Source organism: Flavobacterium sp. LHD-85 (assembly GCF_030929595.1).
Lineage (GTDB): Bacteria > Bacteroidota > Bacteroidia > Flavobacteriales > Flavobacteriaceae > Flavobacterium.
Window position 1 is genome coordinate 15977 of record NZ_JAVFVR010000023.1, and the last position, 25145, is coordinate 41121.

Here is a 25145-nt window from a genome sequence, read left to right on the forward strand (position 1 = left end):
ATTTGTTTTAAATCATTTAAGCAACATAAGTAAATATAAATAGTTCTTTTTTTTTGACTTAAAGAACTTTAAAAATTCCCGCTAAACTTATAATCTCTTATATGAACTTATATGGTGAAAAATAAAAAAATCCCGAAAGTAAACCTTCGGGATTTCGTGCAATCAGTATAGTTTAAAAAAATATTCTGAATTTAGTAAGCACTTGTAATTATTTATTCTTTTTTGCTTTAATCATCATTTCAAGCTGATCCCATAGTTCTTCTGGAATTGCTTCTAATAAATTAAATTGTCCAGCGCCTTTTAACCATTCTCCTCCGTCAATTGTGATTACATCTCCATTAATGTATGAAGAGAAATCAGAAACCAGATAAGCTGCTAGATTGGCTAACTCTTGGTGATCTCCAACTCTTTTTAATGGGACTTTTTTAGCCATATCAAATTTCTCTGAAAGATCACCTGGCAATAATCTGTCCCAAGCTCCTTTTGTAGGGAATGGTCCCGGAGCAATTGCATTTGAGCGAATTCCGTATTTTGCCCATTCTACAGCAAGGCTTCTTGTCATTGCCAAAACTCCCGCTTTTGCCGTAGCACTAGGAACCACATAAGCAGATCCTGTCCAAGCGTAAGTAGTAACTATATTTAAGATCGTAGCAGAAGTTTGTTTCGTGTCGATCCAGTGTTTTCCAAAAGCAAGCGTACAGTTTTTAGAACCTTTAAGTACAATATCTATAACAGTATCAAATGCATTTGCCGATAATCTTTCTGTAGGAGATATAAAATTTCCTGCCGCATTATTTAAAAGAACATCTACTTTTCCGAAAGCTTTTAAAGTCTCTTGAAGCATGTTTTCTACTTCTTCGTAATGGCGAACGTCACATTGAAGAGGAAGACATTTGCCTCCAGTTTGGCTTTCCAGTTCGGCAGCTGTAGTTTTTAACTTTTCTAAATCTCTAGAAGTTATGGCTACTTGAGCTCCTAATTCGAGAAAATATTTGGTCATAGCTTTGCCTAAACCGCTTCCGCCGCCTGTAACGACAATGACTTTGCCTTGTAAAGCATCATCACGTAACATTTTGTCTGTGTAGCTCATATTTTTTCTTTTTTTTACAATATTAGTTAAATAAAATAGGATGCACGCATAATAATGTTATGAAATTTCAATAAATTTTATATTTCACATAATTTTTTTGCTGCGGACTCAAGTGTGAAATTGTCTTTGGCGAAACAAAAACGAATTAATTTCTGGTCTTTATGATCTGAGTAGAAGGTTGAAATTGGAATTGCAGCCACGCCATGATCTATAATCAGATTTTTGCAGAAAGTAACATCATCTTCATCTGAAATATTAGCGTAAGAAGCAACTTGAAAATAAGTTCCTTCGCAAGGTTTTAATTCGAAACGGCTGTTTTGAAGCAGTTTCTGAAAGTAATCTCTTTTTTCTTGATAGAATTTTCCAAGAAGATTAACGTCAACAACATCAAGATATTCGCTGATGGCAAACTGAGAAATGCTGTTTACACTGAAGACCAAAAACTGATGCACTTTTTTGATTTCTTTCATTAAATATTCTGGTGCAATGGTATAACCAATTTTCCATCCTGTAATGTGAAAAGATTTTCCAAAAGAAGAAACCATCACACAGCGGTCTAAAAGAAAATCTTTTGTATGTGCCGAAATATGTTTTTCTTCGAAAGTAATGTATTCGTAAACTTCATCGGATAAAATAATAATATCTGGATATTTTTCGAGAAGATTTTTTAACTGTACAAAATCATTTTCGGTTAAAATTTTTCCCGTCGGATTATGAGGATTATTGATAATCATCATTCTGGTTTTAGCAGAACATGCTTTTTCAATTCGTTCCCAGTTTGGTGTATAATCGTCATTCAATGCTACTCGAACAGGTTTTGCTTTGCATAATAAAACTGGAGATTCATAAGAATCGTAACTCGGATCCAGAATAATTACTTCGTCATTTTCTTTTACTAAAGCTAAAATTGTGGTAAAAATTCCCTGAGTTGCTCCAGCGGTAACCAAAAGTTCTGTATCTGGATTTATTATTCTGTTATAAGAATCCTGTGTTAGTTTTGCAATTTTGTTCATCAACGGAGGATAACCTGCCATTGGTGTATATTGGTGAACGTTTTCTTTTGCTAATCGGGAAACAATATCAGTTAATCTTTCATCAACCGGAAAATTTGGAAATCCCTGAGAAAGATTGATAGCATTATATTCGGCTGCCATTTTTGACATTACCGTGAATATGCTTGTGGTTACGTTTGGAAGTTTGCTCATAATTAGATAAGTAAGAAAAGCTGTAATTGTATTTTATAATTGTACTGGAAATACAAGCGAATATAAAGTTCTAACTTCTTTGTTGTTCAGTTTTCCGGGTTTCCATCTAGGAGACAATTTTAAAACTCTTATTAGTTCTTCTCCTGTCCCATGTCCAATATCACGTAAAACATTTATATTACTTAATGAACCATCTCTCTCAATAATAAAAGTAGCAAATAACTTGCCTTGAATGGTTGGTCTTTTATTTGACTTTTTATAGTTGTCATCTAAAAAATGATTAAACTTAACTCTGCCACCTGGGAATTCGGGTTTAATTTCTATATCTATAGGAATATAAATTGCATTTTCATCTTGAAGAATTACCTTTCCGTTTTTATCTTTTTGAAGATCAGTAATTCTTGTGATTTTTTGAGAAAATATGGTTTGAGTTAAACTAATTAAAATCAAAATTAAAACCTTTTTCATAGGTAATGGATTTTTAATATTAATTACATTTTATGAATAATAAAAATTGCAGGACGTTTGTCTAAATCAACTTTTAACTTTTTCCAATCAGAAATTTTCATTGTTTTTATGAATTCTGTTGGAAGCGTAATATCTGCAGCAATACAAAGATGAGTTGCAGGACTTAAAATCTGTAGAAGATCTTCAATCAGTTTATTATTTCTGTATGGAGTTTCAATGAATAATTGCGATTGATTTTTGTCATAAGATAATCTCTCAAAATGTCTCAAAGCAGATTTTTTCTCGTCTTTATCAATTGGCAAGTATCCGTTGAAAGTAAAGCTCTGACCATTCATTCCAGAAGCCATCATCGCCAGTAGGATTGAAGAAGGGCCAACTAAAGGCACAACTTGAATTCCTTTTTCGTGAGCCAATTTTACAATTGCTGCGCCTGGATCCGCAACTCCTGGACAGCCAGCTTCGCTCATTAATCCCATGTTTTTTCCTTCTAATAAAGGTTTAATGAAATCATTATGCTCGCTGGTTTCTGTTCTTTTGTTTAAAGTAAAAAGAACCAATTCAGATTGTTTTTTTTCTGGATAGACCGCTTTTATAGATTTTCTCGCAGTTTTATCATTTTCAACAATATAATGGTCGATAACTTCTATCGTTCTTCTAACAGTTTGAGGTAAAACATCCATCGGATCGCTTTCGCCCATTGTGGTTGGAATAAGATATAATTTTCCGAAAGATTTCATGTGCTTTTGTTTAAAATTAAAAAATTCAATTATCTCTTTTTTAGAAACAATTGAATCGAATTAGGAGTGTTTTTTAAGTAATTGATCTGCAATAAGATCTGTTACTTCGTCCAGCATTTGGTAAACGTTATCAAAACCGTTTGCTGAGCCATAATATGGGTCTGGAACGTCTACATTTTCGTTTGGAAATAAATCGTTTAAAATCAAACGGACTTTATTTTTATGTTCAGGAGTTTTAGCTAAATGAAGTACATCGCGAAAATTAGAATTATCCATAACATAGATATAATCAAATTCATCAAAATCAGAGACTTTTATCTGTCGCCCTTTTTGCGCGCCAATGTTGATTCCGTTTTTTCTTGCAACCTCAATAGAACGTTTATCTGGGCAATGGCCAACATGCCAAGAACCTGTGCCAGCAGAATCAACAAAGAATTTATCTTCGGGTAGTTTAGAAGCTAGGATTCCTTCGGCCAAAGGAGATCTGCAAATATTCCCTAAACATACCATTAAGATTTTTACAGGCATGATGCGTCTTAAAGCGTTAGTTTTTTATTAATGTCTTCAACAAATTTTTTAAATTGTTTGTCTGTAGAAACTAAGTTGTCGACGGTTTTACAAGCATGAAGAACAGTTGCGTGATCGCGATCTCCAATTTGTGAACCAATATTTGCCAAAGAAGCTTTTGTGAATTTTTTAGCAAAGAACATCGCTAGTTGTCTTGCTTGCACAACGTGCCTCTTTCTTGTTTTAGATTGAAGTGTCTCAATATCCAATTGGAAATAGTCTGAAACAATTTTTTGGATATAATCGATAGAGATTTCTCTCTTTACGTTTTTAACAAATTTCTCTACAACGCTTTTAGCCAATTCGATCGTAACTTCTTTTTTGTTGAAAGAAGATTGAGCAATTAACGAAATAATAGCGCCTTCAAGTTCTCTAACATTAGATTTGATGTTTCGAGCAACATATTCTAAAATATCTTCTGGCATTTCTACACCATCACGGTATAAAATGTTTTTTAAGATTGAGATACGAGTTTCGTAATCAGGCTGGTGTAACTCAGCAGATAATCCCCATTTGAAACGAGACAATAATCTTTGCTCGATATCCTGCATATCAACAGGAGCTTTATCAGAAGTTAAGATTACTTGTTTTCCGTTTTGGTGCAAATAGTTGAAAATATGGAAGAATACGTCTTGCGTTCCTGATTTTCCAGATAAGAATTGAACGTCATCAATAATCAAAACATCGATTAATTGATAAAAGTGAATAAAATCATTACGATTATTCTTTTTAACAGAATCAATGTATTGCTGTGTAAAAATCTCAGCAGAAATATATAAAACGGTCTTTTCTGGATATTTGTCTTTTACTTCTACACCTATAGCATGCGCTAAGTGCGTTTTTCCTAAACCAACTCCTCCAAAAATCAACAACGGATTAAATGAAGTTCCCCCTGGTTTGTTAGCAACTGCCATACCAGCAGAACGAGCCAATCTATTTGAATCTCCTTCTAAGAAATTATCAAAACTGTAGTTTGGGTTTAACTGAGACTCAATTTTTAAATTTCTAATTCCAGGAATTACAAACGGATTTTTTAGTTCAGGATTTAAGTTTTTAAACGGAGCGTCAACCTCTTGCGGTTTCATTGGCACTCTGTTGGCACTTGGCAGCTGCTCGGTAAACGGCTGTTTATTGCCATAAGTGTTCTCCATTTTAATTTTATAGAGTAACTTTGCGTTTTTTCCCAGTTCTTTGGTAAGCGCAACTTTCAATAATTTTACGTAATGCTCTTCGAGCCATTCGTAGAAAAATTTACTCGGAACCTGAATGTATAATGCGTTATCGGTTAGCTCAACTGATTTGATTGGTTCGAACCAAGTTTTATATGCTTGGTCTTGAATATTATCCTTTATAAAGGACAAACAGTTTTCCCATACCGATTGAGCAGTTTTAGTCATAGATTCAGATAAATTTTTATTATTGTTATAAAGATTCTCCTAATAAAAGTGGAGCAATTTTATTCCGTATTTCGGGATAACAAATATGTGAACAAATTTCTGTAAAAAAAAATATTTCGGCATCTAATTTTATAAAAAAAAGTTGTAATGAGGCTTTTTAAATTCGAATTTTTTTAATATTTTATAAATGAAAAATCACCAGACTCAAGTGCGAGTTCGTTACTCAGAAACTGACCAAATGGGAGTTGTTTATCACGGAAATTATGTGCCTTATTTTGAGATTGGACGCGTGGAATGGCTTAGAAATAAAGGGGTTTCGTATAAAAGCATGGAAGAAAGCGGAATTGGTCTTCCAATTGTCAACATGAATATCAGCTACAAAAAATCGGCACGATACGATGAACTTTTGACAATTCATACCACATTCAAAAGTCACTCATCTGTTAAGATCGAATTTGACTGCGCAATTTACAATGAGACAAATGAGTTATTAACAACTGCGACGTTTATTTTAGTATTTGTTGCGTTAAAAACGGGTCGTCCAACAGCTCCTCCAGAATACATTTTAGAGATATTCAAAGCACTTGATGAAAAGTGTTAAAACAACCTGCTTTTTGATGTTAAATTATATAATTTTAATATCAATTTCAAACATTAAATCAAAAATGCTGAATACCGTTTCGGCATTTTTTTTTCGCGTTTTTGTCACAATTTTGCCAATTGGCAATCCAGAAACTTCATCCATTTCCATTTCTTGAGACACGATTTCTAACTTTTTTTCTTTGATCACACGCATTACTTTGTTCATGTTTTTGTAATCAAAAGAAATTAAAAATTCGACATCAATTGTTTTTTCAACAATCTCACAAACTTCTAAAGTTTGTTGAGCAGTGGTTCTGTAAGCTGCAATTAAACCGCCAACGCCTAATTTTACCCCTCCAAAAATACGAACCACTACAACTAGAACGTTCGTTACGCCAAAAGATTGTATCTGTCCGTAGATTGGTGCGCCGGCCGTATTGCTAGGTTCGCCATCATCATTGGCGCGGTACGAAATTTTATTTCCCACGCCCAATTGGTAAGCATAACAATAATGCACCGCATGAGGATGCTGTTTTTTGAGTTCCTCGATAATGGGTTTTACTTCATCTTCATGATCTATCGGAAAAGCATAGCCAAAGAATTTACTGCCTTTTTCTTTAAACAGTATTTCTTCAGATGCAGATGCAATAGTTTGATAAGTATCGTTAATTTCCAAAAGTTAAGCTTTAATTTTTTTTTTTAGCCACAGATTAAAAGGATTAAAAGGATTTTTCTTTTGCTTGCATAAAAAATCTGTGAAAATCCTTTTAATCTGTGGCAAAATATTTTCGACGAGAATTATTTTTTTATAATAATCCTTTGCTAAATAAATCTACCACATCTTCTTTTCCAACTTGAAGATTCCAAACTTTAATTCCTAAAGTTGCGGCACTGTCTGTGTTTTCTGTTTTATCATCCACAAACAAAGTATTTTCTGCAACGAGATTATTCTGGTCCAATACAAATTGATAAATTTTCGGATCTGGTTTTCTCATTCCGATATCAAATGAAAAATAAACTTTTTCAAAACAATCATAAAAATCTTTGTAAAAAGAAATACCACTTTTTTCTTCAAATGTATTAATGTGAATAGAATCGGTATTGCTCAATAAAAACAAGCGGTATTTTTTTGATAATTCCTGAAGAAACTCCAAACGATAAAAAGGAAAGTCTGCCAAAACAGCATTCCAGGCTCTCAAAATATCTTCTTTAGAAGCATTTGGAAGTTGTTTTTGGAAGCCTCCGATAAAATCTTCCGGAGAAATAGACCCCGTTTCAAAAGAAAGATTTAATTGATTCAATTCATTATTCCACTCTTTCATTCCAAGTTTTTGCAAACCAGAAATCGTGGCAGGTTTATCTAAATTGATGAAAATATCTCCAAAGTCAAAAATTATCGCATTAATCATAATTTCTAATCTGTATTAATTCGTCGCTTAAAATGTTGGTTTTAATAGTGTTTTTTCTTGAAATTTCTGGCACTTTCGTGCCTTTTTCAAAACTTGTTTTTCCAATAAAAATTCGTGCTTCGTCCCAAAGATTTTCATCGATAAAAGATTGAAGCGTTTGTCTTCCACCTTCAATAATTGCCGATTGAATTTGATTTTGATATAAAACATCCAATATCTGAGAAATAATATTTTTGCTAAAATCAATTACTTCAAATTGAGTGTTTTCTTTTGATGGTTTTGAATCTTTAGAAAAAATAAAGGTTTTCACAGAATCATCAAAAACAAAACTGTTTTCATCAATTCTATTATTTTGATCGATAACAACTCGAACAGGATTGTTACCATTCCAATCTCGGGCATTTAATTTTGGATTATCATCAACAACAGTCTGTGTTCCGACCAAAATAGCTTGCTCTTCAGTTCTCCATTTATGGACTAATTGTCTCGAATATTGATTGGTAATCCAAATTGGCTTGCGTTCTTGATCAATTTCTTTTTCAGGAGCTAAAAATCCATCTTGGCTTTCGGCCCATTTTAAAATTATATAAGGTCTTTTTTTCTGATGAAAAGTAAAAAAGCGTTTGTTTAACTCATTGCATTCGTCTTCTAAAACTCCAACTGTAACATTTGCTCCAGCTTCGATTAACTTCAAAATTCCTTTTCCAGCTACTTTTTCGTTAGGATCAACCGTGCCGACGACTACATTCGGAATTTCATTTGCAATTATCAAATCACAGCAAGGTGGAGTTTTGCCAAAATGGCTGCAAGGCTCTAGGCTTACATAAATTGTAGCCTTTTTCAACAGCGATTTATCTTTTACAGAATTTACCGCATTTACCTCTGCGTGCGGTTCGCCTGCCTTCTTATGCCAGCCTTCACCGATAATTTGGCCTTCGTAAACAATTACACTGCCAACCATCGGATTTGGATATGTTGTTCCAAGTCCATTTTGTGCTAGTTCGATGCAGCGTTTTATATATTTTTCATGTATATTCACAGTGCAAAAGTAATTAATTTTAAGATTATCATTAACTGAAAAAGGTTAAGTTGTGAAACAATCGAGATAGTGATAAGAGTATTCAAAACTATCTTTACTTTTGTAGTTATAATGAACTAGAATAGAAAAAATGGTAAATTGGCTTATACGAGCAATTGAAAAAGAAGATAATCAGGAAGTTGCAAGTTTGATACGTTCTGTTTTTGATGAAATGGAAATTCCAAAAGTCGGAACTGCATACGAAGATCCTTATTTAGATTTGATGTTTGAGGAATATAGTAAAGCAAATTCGGCTTATTTTGTGGTTGAAAGTGAAGGTGAAATTGTAGGCTGTGCAGGAATTGAGCCTTTGGAAAATGGAGACCCGGAAATTTGTGAATTGCAGAAAATGTATTTCCTTCCGAAAACTAGAGGTTTAGGAATTGGAATGCAAATGATGGAAAAGTGTTTAGAGCAAGCTAGAGCTTTTGGTTTCAAAAAATGTTACATCGAAACCATGCCATTTATGCATGCGGCACAAAAACTATATAAAAAATCTGGTTTTGAATATTTAGATGCTCCGTTGGGATGTACCGGACACAATTCTTGCCCTGTTTGGATGCTGAAGGTTTTATGATTTTGGATGTAACAAATTTAAGCCAGTAAGACTTATTTAAAGTTAAAATATCAGTTTTTGACTGATGAAAATGCTCAAAAATTAAAAATGAAAATTAAACAATATCGTACTCAGTTTATTAAAGAATTATCTCCTTTTTACGATGCGTACGAAGCGGAGAGCTTTTTTTATTTGATTCTTGAAGATAAACATCAGCTTCGTCAGATTGATTTAGCCTTAAATCATGAATTGGTTTTTGATGAGAGTGACTTTATAATATGGGACGAATTGCTGAAACATCTTAAAAAAGAAGTTCCGATTCAGTATTTACTTGGAAAAACAAACTTTTACGGTTTGGATTTTGAAGTAAATGAAGATGTTTTAATTCCGAGACCAGAAACTGAGGAGTTGGTTGAGTGGATTATTAATGAAAATGCAAGTCCAGAGAAATCAAAAAAAATAAGAATTCTTGATGTCGGGACTGGAAGTGGCTGTATTGCAATTTCGTTGGCAAAAAACCTTCCAAATGCAGAAGTTGTTGCTATTGACGTTTCTAAAAAAGCAATTGAAACGGCTAAAAGAAATGCTGTAAGAAATAATGTCGAAGTGACTTTTGTTTTATTGGATATTTTAAAAGAAGAAGAACTAAGATGTCAGTTTGATATTATTGTTTCTAATCCGCCTTATGTGCGAAATCTGGAAAAAGTAGAAATCAAGAAAAATGTTTTGGATTACGAACCGCATTTAGCTCTTTTTGTTGAAGATCATGATGCTTTGATTTTTTATAGAAAAATTGCCTCACTAGCAAAAAATGCACTTCTAGGAAAAGGGAAATTATATTTTGAAATCAATCAGTATCTCGGAAAAGAAATGATTGATTTGCTTGAGAGTATGAGTTTTCAAAACATTGAGCTTCGAAAAGATATTTACGACAATGATCGTATGATTTCGGGCAAGGTTTCAAAAACCTTGTAGGTCTTTTTTTTAGAATATTTATAGTTTAAACCTACAAGGTTTTTGAAACCTTGCAGGGAAGTGGGGATGAAGTTATTCGTAACGCAATGCCTCAATAGGATCAAGTTTTGATGCTTTAATAGCTGGATATAAACCAGAAACCAATGCAACACAAAAACTAGTTGCAAAAGCGGCGAAAATCGCCATCCACGGAATTACGAAAGCAAAACTCATTGCGGTTGCTATAGCAAAGCCAAGCAGAATTCCTAAAACAATTCCAACCAAACCTCCAATTTGACCAATCAATAAAGTTTCTATAAAAAACTGAAAAGCAACCGTTGATCTTTTGGCGCCTAAAGCTTTGCGAACACCAATTTCGCGCGTGCGTTCTGTAACAGAAACAATCATAATATTCATTAAAGCGATCGAAGACCCTAAAATAGTGATAACAGAAATAGTCCACGCTGCTATTCCTAGATATTGCGTTATGCTTAGAATACGGTTAATTAAATCATCGCTTCGAACTACGCCAAAATTATTGTCGCGAACAGGACTTAACTTGCGAACTCTTCGCATGGTGCTTGTAGCATTATCTATGGCTTCATCTAAAACTTCTTTTTTTGAAACCATCACACTAATGGTGTAATTGATGTTTGGAGCTGTAAATAAAGATCTTGCAACTTGAATGGGAATTAAAACTCGTAAATCCTGACTGTTTCCAAACGTAGAACCTTTTTCTTTTAGAACGCCAATGACTTTAAATCGAGCGCCTCTAATAGAAATCACTTTGTCAATAGGGTTTACATCTTTCAAAAGTCCTTTTTCAAAATCAGAACCCACGATGCAAGAATAGGTATTGTTGTCAATATCAAACTGATTAAAACTTCTTCCTAAACTGGTTTCGAGTCCAGAATTGGTAATAAAATGTTCATCAACTCCAACAATTGTAATTTCTGGATCAGTTTTTTCACTTAAATATTTTACTTCAGCCGTTGTTGTTGCGGTAAAAGATAAAGAGGTTTCTGTAAATGGGTATTTGTATTTGTTCTTGAAAGCTACGGCTTCTGGATATGAAATAATTGGGTTGATTACTTCGCGTTCTCTCCCGCCGCGGTTTCGAACTTTATTTTCGTATTGATTGATGTTAAAAGTATTGGCTCCCATAGAAGCAAAATCATTGGAAATGGTGTTCTCTAAAGCAGAAACTACAGTCAAGATTCCTACTAAAGCGGTAATTCCGATAGCAATAATTAAAACAGTAAGAATGGTTCGCAGAATTTGAGTTTTGATAGAACCAAAAGCAATTCGGATATTTTCTTTAAGTAATTTTAGCATCATGACCAATTTGTCACGAAAATACGGTTTTTGTTACAAGTTTGTTTTCGAAGTGTTATTATTTATTTTAAAAAGTAAGATATTTGCAGACTTAAATTAAGTCGAAAGTTGGAAAGTCAAAAGAACCAGCAATCAAGAAAATAGAAATAAATTAATTTTAAAGATTTTTGAATTTAAGTTTCAAAAGAAATCTAAAATCTAAAATCGACAATCTAAAATAAAAAAGATGGCTTCAAAACCAAGTATACCAAAAGGAACAAGAGATTTTTCACCAGCAGAGGTGTCAAAACGTCAATATATTATTCAGACTATAAAAGCTAATTTCGAGAAATTTGGTTTTCAGCCAATCGAAACGCCTTCGTTTGAAAATTCAGATACCTTAATGGGGAAATATGGAGAAGAAGGAGATCGTCTGATTTTTAAAATTTTAAATTCAGGTAATTTTTTCTACAATAAAAGTAAAATTGAATTGCCAGAATCAATCGAAGAATTACAGCTGAATTCTGCTGAAAAAATAACTTTAGAACAAAGAATCGAATTAAATAAATTCACAGGAAAAATTTCTGAGAAAGCTTTGCGTTATGATTTGACTGTTCCATTTGCAAGATACGTGGTGCAACACCAAAGCGAAATTGAATTCCCTTTTAAAAGATACCAAATTCAACCAGTTTGGAGAGCAGATAATCCGCAAAAAGGTCGTTTTAGAGAATTCTTTCAGTGTGATGCCGATGTTGTTGGTTCGAAATCTCTTTGGCAGGAAGTAGAATTGGTTCAATTATACGATACTGTTTTTACTTCTTTAGGTTTAGAAGGTGTTACAATTAAAATCAACAATAGAAAAATTTTATCTGGAATTGCTGAGGTTATCGGTGCTTCTGATAAATTAATCGACTTTACAGTTGCACTTGATAAATTAGACAAAATTGGAGAAGACGGCGTGAAGAAAGAAATGATCGAAAAAGGAATTTCTGAAGAAGCGCTGGTAAAAGTACAGCCGCTTTTTAGTTTCTCCGGAACTTTTGCAGATAAAATTGCACAGCTTTCGGACTTATTGTCTTCTTCTGAAGAAGGAATGAAGGGAGTTGAAGAATTAAAATTTATTTGTGACAATGTTGCAGATTTAGGATTGTCAACTGCAATTTTAGATCTTGATGTGACTTTGGCACGTGGTTTAAATTATTACACGGGAGCTATTTTTGAAGTTGCAGCGCCAAAAACGGTTGCAATGGGTTCTATTGGCGGTGGCGGAAGATACGACGATTTGACTGGTATTTTCGGATTAAAAAATATGAGCGGTGTTGGAATCTCTTTTGGGTTAGATAGAATATATCTTGTTTTAGAAGAATTGCAATTATTCCCTGAAACCGTTGCAGCGACTTCTAAAGCATTATTCTTGAATTTTGGAGATAAAGAAGCGCTTTATGCTTCAAAAGCGATTCAGAAATTGAGACAAGAAAATATAAAAGTAGAATTATATCCTGATAGTGTAAAAGTTGGAAAACAATTTCAATATGCAGACAAACGTTTGATTCCGTTTGCGGTATTGGTTGGTGATCAGGAAATTAATTCAAATTCATATACGCTTAAAAATTTAGTGACAGGAGAGCAGGTTCCTGTAGATTTTGACGGATTAAAGAAAGCTTTACAGGCGTAATTAAGTTTTTGTTTCACGCTCCCGGGATTGCAGATTAGAGCAGATTTAATTTGATTTAAAAAGTAAATTTATTTTAATCTGCATAAATCTTTTTAAATCTGCGTGAAATATTAAAAAATACTTTGAGATGCTAACTGTCTGGAACAAAAGTTTTTGCTTTGCATTCCGCAGATTTAAAGGGTTTTCTTTTAAAATCTCTTCGTGAAATAGTTGCCAGAGAAGAAAAAAAACTTTTAATTTGCGACCTCAAGTTACGGGCGTAGTTCAAGGGTAGAATAGCGGTCTCCAAAACCGTTGATGGGGGTTCGAATCCCTCCGCCCGTGCAAAAATAGAAAATGACAACTTTGTCATGTTAAGCTCAAACATAAAAAAAAGCTTCGTCTCTATAGGCGAAGCTTTTTTTAATATAAGGTAAATTTGAATTAATAATTATTTAGAGGCCGAAGCCAACCCTTAAATTCAATTTTTGGTGGTAATAATTTATGTTTATTGGTCTCAAAGATAGCATAAACTAAAACGTAATAGTCTTAAAATTATAATAAATTTTTTCTGGGCAAATGCGTTTTTTAAATGTCTCATAATTAATAAAGTGACAATTTGACATTTTATAAGATTTGGCAGTACTTTTGCAATCCAACAGAAAGAAATAAAATGAAGTTTAAGAATATTTTTAAAAATAAAAGTAATATGACTACGGAAAATACAGAATTCGATCAGGAATTAGACGATGTAACGTTAGAGAACAATGCCAACGGAGAGCAGTTAATTGTTGAAGAATTAAGTGTTGAGGAGCAATTAGCTAAAGACTTGGCTCACGAAAAGGATAAGTTTTTGAGATTATTTGCTGAATTTGAAAATTACAAAAAAAGAACTTCAAAAGAGCGTCTTGAATTGTTTAAAACAGCAAACCAAGAAGTTTTATTGGCAATGCTTCCAGTTTTAGATGATTTTGACAGAGCGACAGTAGAGATCAACAAATCAGAGGATGAGAATTTGAAAAAAGGTGTTGAGTTGATTCACGAAAAATTGAAAAGCACTTTAGTTTCTAAAGGCTTAGAGCAAGTTGAAATTCAGGCAGGAGATGCTTTCAACGCTGATATTGCAGAAGCAATTACCCAAATTCCAGCACCATCTGATAAATTAAAAGGGAAAGTTGTAGATGTTATTGAAAAAGGATACAAATTAGGAGAGAAAATTATTCGTTATCCTAAAGTTGTAGTTGGAAACTAAAAAGCAAATAAAAATTCCAGCTCCATTTTGGATTTTGGAATTTTAGAATTTGGAATTTAAACCTAATTATGAAAAAAGATTTTTACGAAATACTAGGCATTTCAAAAAATGCTGATGCTGCCGAAATTAAAAAAGCTTACAGAAAAAGTGCGCTTAAATATCACCCTGATAAAAACCCAGGCGACAAAGAGGCAGAAGAAAACTTCAAATTAGCGGCAGAAGCTTATGAAGTTTTGAGTGATCCGCAGAAAAAAGCGAAATACGATCAATACGGTCATCAAGCATTTGATGGTTCTGGCGGATTTGGCGGTGGTCACGGCGGTATGAACATGGATGACATTTTCAGCCAGTTTGGTGATATTTTTGGTGGTGGATTTGGCGGTTTCGGAGGCGGAGGCGGAGGCCCACGCCGTGCAAAAGGAAGCAATCTTCGAATTAAAGTAAAATTGACTTTAGAAGAAATTGCAAATGGAGTTGAGAAAAAAGTAAAAGTAAAACGTAAAGTTCAGGCAAAAGGTGTAACGTATAAAACTTGTACAACTTGTAATGGTCAAGGACAAGTAATGCGTGTAACCAATACCATTTTAGGAAGAATGCAATCTGCTTCTACATGTCCTACTTGTGGAGGTTCTGGTCAGATCTTAGATAAAAAACCATCTGAGGCAGATGCTCAAGGAATGGTTCAAGAGGACGAAACAGTATCAATCAAAATTCCTGCGGGAGTTGTTGACGGAATGCAGTTGAAAGTTGCTAATAAGGGTAACGATGCTCCAGGAAACAGTATTCCAGGTGATTTAATTGTTGCAATTGAAGAAGTTGAGCACGAATTCTTGAAGCGTGAAGGTGAAAACATTCATTTTGATTTATATATCAGTTTCCCTGAAGCAGTTTTGGGAGCTTCTAAAGATATTGAAGCAATCAACGGAAAAGTACGCATTAAACTGGAAGAAGGAATCCAATCTGGAAAAATCTTAAGATTAAAAGGAAAAGGTATTCCAAGTTTAAATGGTTACGGAAGCGGAGATTTATTAGTTCACGTAAATGTTTGGACTCCAAAAACATTAAATAAAGAACAAAAACAATTCTTTGAAAATGCTTTAACAGACGAGCACTTTGCTCCAAGTCCAGAGAAATCAGAGAAGTCATTTTTTGAAAAAGTAAAAGATATGTTCTCATAATTTGCAGTTTTTTTAAAGACTATAAAATTTAAAAACCCATTCTAGTATAAATTAGAATGGGTTTTTTGCGTATTATGGCACAGATTCGCTAGTAATTATTTACTTTTACAGTCGCTGAACCGCAATAGGAGAGGCAACGCAGTAAATCCTTAAAAATAGCATGAGTAACTTACTTGAAGTACATAAAGTCATAAAAAAATATGGCGACTATGTAGCACTTAACGAAGTTTCATTAAATGTGCCAAAAGGCAGTATATATGGGCTTTTAGGTCCCAATGGAGCAGGAAAAACTTCCCTTATCAGAATCATAAACCAGATTACAATGCCTGACAGTGGTCAAGTAATTTTGGACGGAGAAAAGTTACAGCCAAAACATGTGCAAACTATTGGTTACCTTCCAGAAGAACGTGGTTTGTACAGTTCAATGAAAGTAGGTGAGCAATGTTTGTATTTGGCACAAATGAAAGGTCTTTCTAAAGCCGAAGCAAAAAAACAATTGGATTATTGGTTTGACCGATTAGGAATTCAAGGCTGGTGGAATAAAAAGATTCAGGAACTTTCTAAAGGAATGGCACAAAAAATTCAGTTTGTGGTTTGTGTGTTGCATAAACCAAAATTGCTGATTTTAGACGAACCTTTTTCAGGATTTGACCCTGTAAATGCAAATATCATCAAAGATGAAATTTTGGCTTTAAAAGAACAAGGCTCAACAATTATTTTTTCGACTCATAGAATGGAAAGTGTTGAGGAGCTTTGTGAAAATATTGCTTTAATTCATAAATCGAATAAACTGATAGAAGGAAAAGTGGTCGATGTAAAACGCCAGTTTAGAACAAATAGTTTTGAAGTTGGAATTTTGACCAATAATGTTGAAGGATTAATGTATGATATCACTCAGAAGTTTACCGTGTCTCCTGCGAGTTTTAAATCTTTAAATGATGATTTAAAATTAAATATCCAGATTGGAAACGCGAATCCAAACGAATTATTGAATGTTTTGACACAACGCGGACAAGTAACACATTTCGTTGAAAAAATTCCGAGCATAAACGATATTTTTATCCAAACGGTTACTGAAAACAAAATTTAAAAATTCCAATATAGAAATTCCAAATTCCAAGTTTATAAATTGGAATTTGGGATTTAAAATTTGAAAATTAGTTATTTATGAGTATTATCTCGTTGATTATAAAAAGAGAATTTATTGCCAAAGTCCGCAATAAATCTTTTGTTGTCATGACTTTCTTGAGTCCGCTTTTGTTTGTGGCTATTGCTGTTTTTATTGGGTATTTGAGTACCATGAAAGCAGAAACGAAAAGAATTGCGATTCATGACGAAACTGGACTTTTTGCTTCAGATTTTTTAAAGGAAAATAAAAAAGGGAGTGAATTTAAATATTTAAATCTTTCGGAAATTGATGTAAATGCTTTAAAAGACAGTATAACAAAAGAAAATTTCAGCGGATTAATCGTTATTCCGAAAACAAAAAGCATTAAGGAATTAGAAAGTAAAATTGAATTTATTTCTAATAACAGTCCAAGTATTTCTTTTATTGAAAACACTCAGGATATCATCGGAAATAAAATTACAAAACTAAATCTGGAAGAGGCAAAACTAGACACTTTGGCTATTCAGAAAGCGCAGTCAGATGTAAATATTCATTTGGTTAAAGCTTCTGGAGAAGAGAGTTTAAAAGGTTTAAACGAAATTAAAATTGCAATTGGTGGTGCATTCGGTTACTTAATTATGATGTTTATTATCATTTACGGAAATATGGTAATGCGAAGCGTAATCGAAGAAAAAACAAACCGTATTATCGAAATCATTATTTCATCTGTAAAACCATTTCAATTAATGATTGGAAAAATTGTGGGAACTTCTTTAGCAGGAATTCTACAATTTATAATCTGGGCAATTATTGGTTTAGGATTAATGTTTGCCGCTTCGGCATTCTTTGGCGTAAATGTTGGTCCGACAGCCAGAATTTCTCCAGAAATGATGCAAACGGCTCAGCACGAATTTTCAGGTTCAGCGCAAATGTATATTGCCGAATTATGGAATTTGCCAATTGCCAGTATTTTAATCGGGTTTGTAATTTATTTTATTGGAGGATATTTTTTATATAGCTCATTTTATGCCGCAATTGGTGCCGCAGTTGACAATCAAACTGATTCTCAGCAGTTTTTGCTTCCAATTTTGATGCCTCTGATTTTGAGTGTTTATATCGGATTTTTTACTGTAGTAAACGATCCTCACGGAAGTGTTGCGGTTATCTTTTCTATGATTCCGCTAACTTCGCCAATTGTAATGTTAATGCGTATTCCGTTTGGCGTTCCGTGGTGGCAAGTCGCAATTTCGGTATCATTATTGTTTGCAACATTTTTCCTTGTTGTCTGGTTCGCTGCAAAAATCTACCGAATTGGTATTTTGATGTACGGCAAAAAGCCGACTTGGAAGGAATTGTATAAGTGGCTGAAGTATTAGTTTTTTGAGGTTGCAAAGGTTCAGAGGGACAAAGGTTCAAAGGTTTTTTGAATTTTTGTAACTTAGAAAAGCGACTTTAAGAAATGTACTAGAGCCAGAAGAAATATTATATAACAGGTTAAAAGGTATAATTGTAGACAAAGATTTTAAACTTTGCACCTATGAACCTTTGCAACTTTGAACCTTAGAAAAAAATGAGTAAAATACTAATTGTAGAAGACGAAGCAGCAATCAGAAGAGTTTTGGTGAAAATTTTATCAGAAGAAAATGATTCGTATCAGGTTGATGAAGCAGAAGATGGCGTTGCTGGACTTGAGAAAATAAAAAACAACGATTACGATTTGGTTTTGTGCGATATCAAAATGCCAAAAATGGATGGTGTTGAGGTTTTGGAAGAAGTAAAAAAGATAAAACCAGAAATTCCGATGGTGATGATTTCGGGTCATGGCGACATGGAAACGGCTATTCAGACCATGCGTTTAGGTGCTTTTGATTATATCTCGAAACCGCCAGATTTGAATCGTTTGCTGAATACAGTTCGTAATGCTTTAGACAAAAAACAATTAGTAGTTGAGAATAAAATTCTAAAGAAAAAAGTCAGTAAAAACTACGAAATGATTGGTGACAGCGAATCGATTAATCATATTAAAGTGATGATTGATAAAGTGGCTCCAACCGAAGCTAGAGTTTTGATTACGGGACCAAACGGAACTGGAAAAGAATTGGTAGCGCATCAATTGCATGAAAAAAGTGAGCGTTCTAGTTTTCCGTTAATCGAAGTAAACTGTGCTGCGATTCCAAGTGAATTAATCGAAAGTGAATTGTTTGGGCATGTAAAAGGTGCTTTTACATCGGCTGTGAAAGATCGTGCAGGAAAATTTGAAGCGGCCGACAAAGGAACTATTTTTCTAGATGAAATTGGAGATATGAGTCTTTCGGCTCAAGCCAAAGTTTTAAGAGCACTTCAAGAAAGTATGATTACGAGAGTCGGTGCTGATAAAGATATTAAAGTTGATGTTCGTGTTGTTGCTGCAACCAATAAAGATTTAAAAACGGAAATTGCAGAAGGTCGTTTCCGCGAAGATTTATACCATCGTCTGGCTGTAATTTTAATTAAAGTGCCGCCGTTGAACGAAAGACGCGATGATATTCCAGCATTGATTTCTCATTTTGCCGAAAAAATTGCTTCAGAACAAGGAAATGCGGTAAAATCATTTTCGGTGCAAGCAATAAATTTATTGCAGGAATATGATTGGACAGGAAATATTCGTGAACTGCGAAATGTGGTGGAGAGATTAATCATTTTAGGAGGAAGCGAAATCTCCGAAACAGATGTAAAAATGTTCGCAAGCAAATAAGTGCTTTGTGCAATAAGCTATAAGCTAAAAAATACACAATAATTTTGGCCTAAAGCTTATTGCCTAAAGCCTAAAGCTCAAAAAAAAAATGAAACTAAAAAAGATAAACGAAAAATTGCAAGACGGTCTAATTGAGAATGGTCTGACAGAAGCGAATGCTTTGCAGATGGAAACATTTTCAACTATAAAAAGTGGGGCTGACTGTGTTATTATTTCTCCAAAAGGAAGCGGAAAAACGACTACAATTGTATTGAATGTAATTCAGCAATTGGCAGGAAAGAATGAAGAATCACCACGAGCTTTGATTGTTGTGGAAGACAAAGAAAAGGTTTTGGCAATGGAAGAGCTTTTTGAGAAATACGGAAGGTATACAAATCTAGAAGTTTATGGAGTTCATGACAAAGGTGATATGGATTACGATAAAAACTATGTTTCTACTGGAATTGACGTTTTAATTGGTACGCCAACCAAACTAAACGACATGTTTAGTACGGCGGGTTACAATGTTAATCGTCTAAAAATGTTTATTATAGATGATGCAGAGCCGATTTTGAAATTACGTCATGATGCTAAAATCACTCGTATTTCAAATAGTATAGCCAAAGTGCAACGAATCATTTTTGCTGAAACTTTGACAGAACGCATCGAAATTTTGGCAGACAAAATCATGATCGAACCTTATTTGTTTGATATGGACGAAGATGGAGAAGAGCTTGATGAAGAGGAAGACGATATTGAAGAAGAATAATATTTAGTAACAGTTTGCAGTGGCAGTTTACAGTAAAAGTATTGTGAACTGCCACTTTTACTTAAAATTTAATCGCAAATTAATCAATGGAAATTTTTAAAACACTTAAATTCTTGTCAATTGTACTTTTGTGCTTTTTTCTTGTTCTTTATGTTTTAATACTTTCCTATGTTTATTTTAATCAGGTAGGATTGGTTTTTCATGCTTCTCAACTGCCTAAAGATTATAAATTTGATTATCAGCAGAAGTTTGAAGAAATAAATATAAAATCTTTTGACGGAGCAATTTTGAACGGATTATTATTCAAAGCAGAGCAATCAAAAGGTCTTGTTTTTTATCTTCACGGAAACGCTGGAACACTTGAAACTTGGGGTAAAATTGCAAAAATATATACCTCATTAGGGTATGATATTTTTATTTTGGATTATAGAAGTTTCGGAAAAAGTGAAGGTGAGATTGAAAACGAGGAGCAATTAACTGAAGATATATCAATTGTTTATAAAAATATTTCAAAAAGATATTCCGAAGGTAAAATTATAATTGCGGGATATTCTATTGGTTCTGGTTTTGCGGCAAAATTGGCTTTAGAAAATAAAGTGAAAGCATTGATTCTTCAAGCACCGTATTATAACTTTTTAGAGTTATCAAGTTCCAGAGTTCCTTTTTTTCCTGATTTTATGAAGAAGTTTAGTTTGGAAACAAATGTTTATCTTCCAAAAATAAAAAGTCCAATTTATATTTTTCATGGAACTAAGGATCAGTTGATTCCAGTTGATAATTCGATTCGATTAAAGAAGTTATTAAAATCAAATGTCTACTTTTATCCGCTGAAAAATCAAGAACATATTGGAGTAAATGAAAATGGAGATTTTCAAAAACAATTAAAAAGAATATTAGAATAGATAAATAAAACGTTATGGGATTAATGAAAGTATTTTCTGGAAGTGAAGTATTAGCAATTGCTTTGCAGGAAAGATTAGAAGAAGCTGGAGTAGAAACAGTAAAAAAAGATAATATTCAATCGGCTCGTTTAGGAGGTTTTGGACAGACAGATTTGGCAGTTGAGGTTTTTATTCAAGAAACCGATTTTGCAAAGGCAAATCCCGTTATTGAAAATTTCAGAATGAGTCTTTAAAAAAGTCGCAGTTTGCAGTCGCAGTTTTCAGTATTCAAACTGTAAACTGCGACTGCGACTGAAAATTAAAAAAAATATGCAATACAAAATGTTAGTGCTCGACATGGATGATACCTTGTTGACAGACGATCATAGAATTTCGGATTTAAATAAAAAAGTAATTTTAGAAGCTCAGGCAAAAGGCGTTTACGTGGTTTTAGCTTCAGGAAGGCCAACTACAGCAATGACAGCTTATGCAAAGGAGTTGGAATTGGATAAAAACGATTCTTATATCATTTCGTTTAATGGAGCAATAATTAGCCGTGTTAAAGATGATTTGGTTTTGTTTGAACAGAAATTGACTGTGGAGCAAATTCATTCGCTGTATGATTATAGCATAAAGAAAAATGCACATATTATCACGTATTTGGATGACGAAATTATCAGCGAAACAGATTCTGAATTTATTGAGGTCGAAAAAGAAATCACTGGAATGGCACATCATAAAGTTTCAAGCTTTAAAGATTATGTAGACAGACCAGCGGTTAAATGTATCTTGCTTCAAGATCCAACGTATTTGAAAACGTTAGAAAATGATTTGAAAGAAGCTATGCCACATTTAAGCGTTTCGATGTCAAAGCCATTTTTCTTAGAAGCTGCCCAACAAGGCATTGATAAAGCGGCAAGCCTGAAGTTTTTGGCTGATAAATTAGGAATTCACCAAAGTGAAATTATCGCTGTTGGAAATGCAGGGAATGATTTAACGATGATTGAATATGCTGGTTTAGGTGTTTGGGTTGATAATGTAACGCCAGAATTGCGTGACAAAGCCGATTTAATCGTAGCTTCAAATAATGATGATGGTGTTGCTGAAGTAGTAACACGTTATATTTTAAACTAAACTAAAATGAAAAATCCAATTGAAACAGAGCGTTTGCTTTTACGAGAATTAGAACTTTCTGATGCAGAAGGAATGTTTGAATTGGAATCAAACCCTAATGTGCATTTATTCGTCGGGAATAGACCCATAAAGCATATTGAGGAAAGTACTGAGCGTATTAAATTCATTCAAAAACAATACAAAGATCTTGGAACTGGCCGTTGGGCTGTTGTTTTAAAAGAAACAAATGAATTTATTGGCTGGTCTGGAATAAAATATATTACAGACGAGATAAATAATCACAAAAACTTTTACGAGTTAGGATATCGCTTTATCGAAAAACACTGGGGAAAAGGGTATGCAACCGAAGCAGGAAAAGCATTTATTGATTATGCTTTTAACGAAATGAAAGTAGAAAAACTTTACGCTTATGCAGATGCAGGAAACGAAAATTCTAGAAAAATTTTAGAAAAATTAGGTTTTCATTTTGTGAATTCTTTCGAATATCAAGAAGAATTAGAAGTTTGGTACGAACTTAAAAATCCGAACTCAATATAAAAACGAATTCCAAATCTTTACATACTTAAAAGTCAGTAAAGATTTGGAATTAATTAAAGAAGTAATATTTGAAAATATTATTTTTTAGCTACAGAAACAAAATATTTATTTCCGTCACCCATAGTTAATTTTACACGCTCGTCGCAAAGATCGATTGCAAAATTTGCACTTTCGTAACAGCTGCAAGTTGTGTTTTTGTCTTTAGACATTTCTGTTTTACAGTTGTTGTTTTTAAAGCTTGCCAATTGTGGAGTGTATAAACTAACCAAATCAGTCGAAGCAGTTACTAAAGAAATGATACTTGCAGAATTGTTATTTGTAATTCTATATACAATTCTATCTGTATAATTTACTTCGTTTACAGTTACTTTACGAATGTAGGTATAAGCTGTAGATCCTTCACCTGGTTCTTTTACTTCAAATTTAAAACCAACAGCACGAATAGCAACGTCAAATTGCTGCTGAGAGTTTAAACTTGCCCAAGATGTTAATGTGCTAATAGAAGGAAATGGATTTGCATTTGCAGCTGGAGCATTAGTTTGCGCTTGCGAACTAAAAATGGTTAAGAACATCAAGCAGATTGTGGGTAAAAATGCTTTCATAAAGCGTGGTATTTGTATTTTAATTTTGCCTACTCTCTTTGGTTTTCGGCTTTCCCATTTCATTTTGTAACACAAAACAACAACATAACGAGTAAAATTCAAAATTGTTATGCCCGAATTATTATTAAATTAATTAAAGCTTACTAAAATTCTTTAATATGAATTTATTGGCAGGTAGATTCATATCATTTGTAAATGTAAGAAATTTTGAATTTAAAATCGATAAAAATGTATTTAATCGATAAAAATTGCATTTAGTCGATTATTTTGTCATTTTATTCTTATCGGAATGTTAAAGGACAAAAAAATGTGGTTGCATAGATTCTTTTAAAATAAAAAGTAAAAGTTTAGCTTTTGAATGTTTCTAAATTACCGTTAGTGCAAAATATTGATTCGAAGTGCATTAATCGCTTTCTTTTGATGAATATTGTTTGTAAATTTGCAGCCTTAAATTTTTTGACAACGATTTCATTAATTTAAGATAGATTATGGAAAATAGAAAGAAAGTTGCCTTTTATACGCTGGGTTGTAAACTGAATTTTTCAGAAACTTCTACAATTGCCAGAAATTTTAACGACGAAGGTTTTGACCGCGTCGATTTTGAAGAAATAGCAGATATTTATGTCATCAATACTTGCTCTGTAACAGAAAATGCCGATAAGCAGTTTAAGCAAGTAGTGAAAAAAGCAATGAAGCTGAACGAAAAAGCTTTTGTTGCTGCTGTAGGTTGTTACGCGCAATTGAAACCAGAAGAATTAGCTTCAGTTGATGGGGTTGATTTGGTTTTGGGGGCGACAGAAAAATTCAAAATAACGGACTATATCCATGATTTGAGCAAAAATGATATGGGTGAAGTTCACTCATGCGAAATTGCCGAAGCTGATTTCTATGTAGGAAGCTATTCTATCGGAGATCGTACTAGAGCTTTCTTAAAAGTTCAGGATGGTTGCGATTATAAATGTACGTATTGTACAATTCCGTTGGCACGTGGAATTTCTAGAAGTGATGCTTTAGAAAATGTACTAAAAAATGCCAAAGAAATTTCGGCTCAAAATATCCGTGAAATTGTTTTAACAGGAGTTAATATCGGTGATTACGGAAAAGGGGAGTTCGGAAATAAAAAACACGAGCATACTTTTCTGGATCTAGTTCAGGCTTTGGATAAAGTAGAAGGAATCGAACGTTTGAGGATTTCGTCTATCGAACCAAATCTTTTGAAAAATGAAACAATCGAATTTGTGTCTAAAAGCCGCACTTTTGTTCCGCACTTTCATATTCCGCTGCAATCAGGAAGCAATGATATTTTAAAATTAATGAAACGCCGTTATTTACGTGAAGTGTATATTGATCGTGTTGCTAAAATTCGAGAAGTAATGCCTCATGCTTGTATTGGTGTTGACGTTATTGTTGGTTTTCCTGGAGAAACAGACGAACACTTTTTGGAAACCTATCATTTCCTAAACGAATTGGATATTTCGTATTTACACGTATTTACTTATTCAGAAAGAGATAATACAGAAGCTGCCGATATGGAAGGCGTTGTTGCTTCAAATGTTCGTGCAAAACGCAGTAAAATGCTTCGCGGGTTATCAGTTAAAAAACGCCGTGCTTTTTACGAAAGCCAATTAGGAACAAACAGAACAGTTCTTTTTGAAAGTGAAAATAAAGAAGGATACATTCACGGGTTTACTGAAAACTATGTAAAAGTAAAAACACCTTGGAATCCAGAATTGGTAAATACTTTGCAAGAAATCAATTTGACAAAAATAGACGAAGACGGAAGCGTGCGTTTGGAGTTTTTGAATAAATTGGCGGAAGCTTAAAGATGAAGTTTGTCATTCCTGTAAATGTTAGATAATTCGGTAACAAAATTTAACTTTAATAAATTTTGTTGCGATGAGAAATAACAGTCAGGATTCAACATTAGAGAGAAACTATTTAGAGAAGTATCGCTTTTTGA

26 protein-coding genes and 1 tRNA gene are annotated in these 25145 nt (G+C 33.4%); 16 read left to right on the forward strand and 11 right to left on the reverse strand.

What is annotated here, in order from left to right:
- Window positions 1-208 precede the first annotated feature (208 nt).
- From RB618_RS22885 to dnaA, 6 genes are all read right to left on the reverse strand, one after another.
- Complete coding sequence (locus RB618_RS22885) at window positions 209-1090, reverse strand: SDR family oxidoreductase (RefSeq protein ID WP_172426967.1); 882 nt, start codon at window positions 1088-1090, stop codon at window positions 209-211.
- Window positions 1091-1167: 77 nt separating this feature from the next.
- Window positions 1168-2295 carry a methionine aminotransferase gene (locus RB618_RS22890; RefSeq protein WP_308070945.1) on the reverse strand — a complete coding sequence of 376 codons (1128 nt, stop codon included), beginning with the start codon at window positions 2293-2295 and terminating at the stop codon, window positions 1168-1170.
- Between the two features lie 33 nt (window positions 2296-2328).
- The gene (locus RB618_RS22895; RefSeq protein ID WP_308070946.1) at window positions 2329-2763 is read right to left on the reverse strand and encodes an energy transducer TonB; all 435 of its coding nucleotides are present in this window, start codon (window positions 2761-2763) and stop codon (window positions 2329-2331) included.
- 23 nt (window positions 2764-2786) lie between these two features.
- Window positions 2787-3500 carry an SAM-dependent methyltransferase gene (locus tag RB618_RS22900; RefSeq protein WP_308070947.1) on the reverse strand — a complete coding sequence of 238 codons (714 nt, stop codon included), beginning with the start codon at window positions 3498-3500 and terminating at the stop codon, window positions 2787-2789.
- A 60-nt stretch (window positions 3501-3560) separates the two neighbouring features.
- Entirely contained in the window at window positions 3561-4028 is a 468-nt protein-coding gene (locus RB618_RS22905; protein WP_308070948.1) for a low molecular weight protein-tyrosine-phosphatase, read from the reverse strand.
- Window positions 4029-4036: 8 nt separating this feature from the next.
- Window positions 4037-5464 (reverse strand): chromosomal replication initiator protein DnaA, encoded by a 1428-nt coding sequence (gene dnaA, locus RB618_RS22910; protein WP_095931847.1) that lies wholly within the window; start codon window positions 5462-5464, stop codon window positions 4037-4039.
- Between the two features lie 187 nt (window positions 5465-5651).
- Between dnaA and RB618_RS22915 the strand changes: the two genes are divergently transcribed.
- A complete protein-coding gene (locus RB618_RS22915) occupies window positions 5652-6065 on the forward strand; it encodes a thioesterase family protein (RefSeq protein ID WP_308070949.1) in 414 nt (137 codons plus the stop codon).
- 24 nt (window positions 6066-6089) lie between these two features.
- On the opposite strand, the gene RB618_RS22920 is transcribed toward RB618_RS22915, so the two are convergent.
- The 3 genes from RB618_RS22920 to ribD all read right to left on the reverse strand — a co-directional run bounded on the left by RB618_RS22920 (window position 6090) and on the right by ribD (window position 8494).
- A complete protein-coding gene (locus RB618_RS22920) occupies window positions 6090-6722 on the reverse strand; it encodes a YigZ family protein (RefSeq protein ID WP_308070950.1) in 633 nt (210 codons plus the stop codon).
- Window positions 6723-6852: 130 nt separating this feature from the next.
- Window positions 6853-7455: an HAD family phosphatase gene (locus RB618_RS22925; RefSeq protein ID WP_308070951.1), complete on the reverse strand. Its 603-nt coding sequence runs from the start codon at window positions 7453-7455 to the stop codon at window positions 6853-6855.
- On the reverse strand, window positions 7448-8494 hold the full coding sequence (ribD, locus tag RB618_RS22930; protein ID WP_308070952.1) for a bifunctional diaminohydroxyphosphoribosylaminopyrimidine deaminase/5-amino-6-(5-phosphoribosylamino)uracil reductase RibD: 1047 nt from the start codon (window positions 8492-8494) through the stop codon (window positions 7448-7450). Before ribD ends, RB618_RS22925 begins: the two co-directional genes overlap by 8 nt.
- A 130-nt stretch (window positions 8495-8624) precedes the next feature.
- Here ribD and RB618_RS22935 point away from each other — a divergent pair, with 130 nt between their 5' ends.
- Window positions 8625-9110, forward strand: a complete 486-nt coding sequence (locus RB618_RS22935) for a GNAT family N-acetyltransferase (protein WP_308070953.1) — start codon at window positions 8625-8627, stop codon at window positions 9108-9110.
- An 87-nt stretch (window positions 9111-9197) separates the two neighbouring features.
- On the forward strand, window positions 9198-10064 hold the full coding sequence (gene prmC / locus RB618_RS22940; RefSeq protein WP_308070954.1) for a peptide chain release factor N(5)-glutamine methyltransferase: 867 nt from the start codon (window positions 9198-9200) through the stop codon (window positions 10062-10064).
- Window positions 10065-10136: 72 nt separating this feature from the next.
- Here prmC and RB618_RS22945 read toward each other — a convergent pair whose 3' ends face one another.
- Window positions 10137-11381 carry an ABC transporter permease gene (locus RB618_RS22945; protein ID WP_308070957.1) on the reverse strand — a complete coding sequence of 415 codons (1245 nt, stop codon included), beginning with the start codon at window positions 11379-11381 and terminating at the stop codon, window positions 10137-10139.
- Between the two features lie 223 nt (window positions 11382-11604).
- Between RB618_RS22945 and hisS the strand changes: the two genes are divergently transcribed.
- The 12 genes from hisS (at window position 11605) to RB618_RS23005 (ending at window position 22583) form a co-directional block, all read left to right on the forward strand.
- Complete coding sequence (hisS, locus tag RB618_RS22950) at window positions 11605-13032, forward strand: histidine--tRNA ligase (RefSeq protein WP_308070958.1); 1428 nt, start codon at window positions 11605-11607, stop codon at window positions 13030-13032.
- A gap of 253 nt (window positions 13033-13285) precedes the next feature.
- Window positions 13286-13356 (forward strand) — tRNA-Trp (locus tag RB618_RS22955).
- Between the two features lie 328 nt (window positions 13357-13684).
- Window positions 13685-14263 carry a nucleotide exchange factor GrpE gene (locus RB618_RS22960; protein ID WP_308070959.1) on the forward strand — a complete coding sequence of 193 codons (579 nt, stop codon included), beginning with the start codon at window positions 13685-13687 and terminating at the stop codon, window positions 14261-14263.
- Window positions 14264-14331: 68 nt separating this feature from the next.
- Entirely contained in the window at window positions 14332-15441 is a 1110-nt protein-coding gene (gene dnaJ / locus RB618_RS22965; RefSeq protein WP_308070960.1) for a molecular chaperone DnaJ, read from the forward strand.
- 160 nt (window positions 15442-15601) lie between these two features.
- Window positions 15602-16531: an ATP-binding cassette domain-containing protein gene (locus RB618_RS22970; protein ID WP_308070961.1), complete on the forward strand. Its 930-nt coding sequence runs from the start codon at window positions 15602-15604 to the stop codon at window positions 16529-16531.
- 77 nt (window positions 16532-16608) lie between these two features.
- Window positions 16609-17925, forward strand: coding sequence for an ABC transporter permease (locus tag RB618_RS22975; RefSeq protein WP_308070962.1), 1317 nt, complete (start codon window positions 16609-16611; stop codon window positions 17923-17925).
- Between the two features lie 194 nt (window positions 17926-18119).
- Entirely contained in the window at window positions 18120-19283 is a 1164-nt protein-coding gene (locus tag RB618_RS22980; RefSeq protein ID WP_308070963.1) for a sigma-54 dependent transcriptional regulator, read from the forward strand.
- 88 nt (window positions 19284-19371) lie between these two features.
- The gene (locus RB618_RS22985; protein ID WP_308070964.1) at window positions 19372-20031 is read left to right on the forward strand and encodes a DEAD/DEAH box helicase; all 660 of its coding nucleotides are present in this window, start codon (window positions 19372-19374) and stop codon (window positions 20029-20031) included.
- An 86-nt stretch (window positions 20032-20117) separates the two neighbouring features.
- Complete coding sequence (locus tag RB618_RS22990) at window positions 20118-20933, forward strand: alpha/beta fold hydrolase (RefSeq protein ID WP_308070965.1); 816 nt, start codon at window positions 20118-20120, stop codon at window positions 20931-20933.
- 14 nt (window positions 20934-20947) lie between these two features.
- Window positions 20948-21166 carry a putative signal transducing protein gene (locus RB618_RS22995; protein WP_111363916.1) on the forward strand — a complete coding sequence of 73 codons (219 nt, stop codon included), beginning with the start codon at window positions 20948-20950 and terminating at the stop codon, window positions 21164-21166.
- Window positions 21167-21242: 76 nt separating this feature from the next.
- A complete protein-coding gene (locus RB618_RS23000) occupies window positions 21243-22046 on the forward strand; it encodes a Cof-type HAD-IIB family hydrolase (protein WP_308070967.1) in 804 nt (267 codons plus the stop codon).
- Between the two features lie 6 nt (window positions 22047-22052).
- Entirely contained in the window at window positions 22053-22583 is a 531-nt protein-coding gene (locus tag RB618_RS23005) for a GNAT family N-acetyltransferase (RefSeq protein ID WP_308070968.1), read from the forward strand.
- A 77-nt stretch (window positions 22584-22660) separates the two neighbouring features.
- Here the strand turns inward: RB618_RS23005 and RB618_RS23010 are convergent, their stop codons facing one another.
- Complete coding sequence (locus tag RB618_RS23010; RefSeq protein ID WP_281633656.1) at window positions 22661-23185, reverse strand: hypothetical protein; 525 nt, start codon at window positions 23183-23185, stop codon at window positions 22661-22663.
- A 488-nt stretch (window positions 23186-23673) separates the two neighbouring features.
- On the opposite strand from RB618_RS23010, the gene mtaB reads away from it, so the two are divergent.
- A complete protein-coding gene (gene mtaB, locus RB618_RS23015; protein WP_308070969.1) occupies window positions 23674-25008 on the forward strand; it encodes a tRNA (N(6)-L-threonylcarbamoyladenosine(37)-C(2))-methylthiotransferase MtaB in 1335 nt (444 codons plus the stop codon).
- Window positions 25009-25145: the final 137 nt, after the last annotated feature.

What these genes read in the sequence shown, in the direction of transcription:
- RB618_RS22905 (WP_308070948.1), bottom strand. Translation starts at nt 4,028, where the DNA reads ATGCCTGTAAAAATCTTAATGGTATGTTTAGGGAATATTTGCAGATCT.
- RB618_RS23010 (WP_281633656.1), bottom strand. Translation starts at nt 23,185, where the DNA reads ATGAAAGCATTTTTACCCACAATCTGCTTGATGTTCTTAACCATTTTT.
- RB618_RS22885 (WP_172426967.1), bottom strand. Translation starts at nt 1,090, where the DNA reads ATGAGCTACACAGACAAAATGTTACGTGATGATGCTTTACAAGGCAAA.
- RB618_RS22945 (WP_308070957.1), bottom strand. Translation starts at nt 11,381, where the DNA reads ATGATGCTAAAATTACTTAAAGAAAATATCCGAATTGCTTTTGGTTCT.
- RB618_RS23000 (WP_308070967.1), top strand. Translation starts at nt 21,243, where the DNA reads ATGCAATACAAAATGTTAGTGCTCGACATGGATGATACCTTGTTGACA.
- mtaB (WP_308070969.1), top strand. Translation starts at nt 23,674, where the DNA reads ATGGAAAATAGAAAGAAAGTTGCCTTTTATACGCTGGGTTGTAAACTG.
- RB618_RS22925 (WP_308070951.1), bottom strand. Translation starts at nt 7,455, where the DNA reads ATGATTAATGCGATAATTTTTGACTTTGGAGATATTTTCATCAATTTA.
- RB618_RS23005 (WP_308070968.1), top strand. Translation starts at nt 22,053, where the DNA reads ATGAAAAATCCAATTGAAACAGAGCGTTTGCTTTTACGAGAATTAGAA.
- RB618_RS22990 (WP_308070965.1), top strand. Translation starts at nt 20,118, where the DNA reads ATGGAAATTTTTAAAACACTTAAATTCTTGTCAATTGTACTTTTGTGC.
- RB618_RS22970 (WP_308070961.1), top strand. Translation starts at nt 15,602, where the DNA reads ATGAGTAACTTACTTGAAGTACATAAAGTCATAAAAAAATATGGCGAC.
- RB618_RS22975 (WP_308070962.1), top strand. Translation starts at nt 16,609, where the DNA reads ATGAGTATTATCTCGTTGATTATAAAAAGAGAATTTATTGCCAAAGTC.
- RB618_RS22985 (WP_308070964.1), top strand. Translation starts at nt 19,372, where the DNA reads ATGAAACTAAAAAAGATAAACGAAAAATTGCAAGACGGTCTAATTGAG.
- RB618_RS22935 (WP_308070953.1), top strand. Translation starts at nt 8,625, where the DNA reads ATGGTAAATTGGCTTATACGAGCAATTGAAAAAGAAGATAATCAGGAA.
- RB618_RS22960 (WP_308070959.1), top strand. Translation starts at nt 13,685, where the DNA reads ATGAAGTTTAAGAATATTTTTAAAAATAAAAGTAATATGACTACGGAA.
- RB618_RS22890 (WP_308070945.1), bottom strand. Translation starts at nt 2,295, where the DNA reads ATGAGCAAACTTCCAAACGTAACCACAAGCATATTCACGGTAATGTCA.
- RB618_RS22915 (WP_308070949.1), top strand. Translation starts at nt 5,652, where the DNA reads ATGAAAAATCACCAGACTCAAGTGCGAGTTCGTTACTCAGAAACTGAC.
- RB618_RS22900 (WP_308070947.1), bottom strand. Translation starts at nt 3,500, where the DNA reads ATGAAATCTTTCGGAAAATTATATCTTATTCCAACCACAATGGGCGAA.
- prmC (WP_308070954.1), top strand. Translation starts at nt 9,198, where the DNA reads ATGAAAATTAAACAATATCGTACTCAGTTTATTAAAGAATTATCTCCT.
- dnaA (WP_095931847.1), bottom strand. Translation starts at nt 5,464, where the DNA reads ATGACTAAAACTGCTCAATCGGTATGGGAAAACTGTTTGTCCTTTATA.
- hisS (WP_308070958.1), top strand. Translation starts at nt 11,605, where the DNA reads ATGGCTTCAAAACCAAGTATACCAAAAGGAACAAGAGATTTTTCACCA.
- RB618_RS22980 (WP_308070963.1), top strand. Translation starts at nt 18,120, where the DNA reads ATGAGTAAAATACTAATTGTAGAAGACGAAGCAGCAATCAGAAGAGTT.
- RB618_RS22895 (WP_308070946.1), bottom strand. Translation starts at nt 2,763, where the DNA reads ATGAAAAAGGTTTTAATTTTGATTTTAATTAGTTTAACTCAAACCATA.
- RB618_RS22995 (WP_111363916.1), top strand. Translation starts at nt 20,948, where the DNA reads ATGGGATTAATGAAAGTATTTTCTGGAAGTGAAGTATTAGCAATTGCT.
- dnaJ (WP_308070960.1), top strand. Translation starts at nt 14,332, where the DNA reads ATGAAAAAAGATTTTTACGAAATACTAGGCATTTCAAAAAATGCTGAT.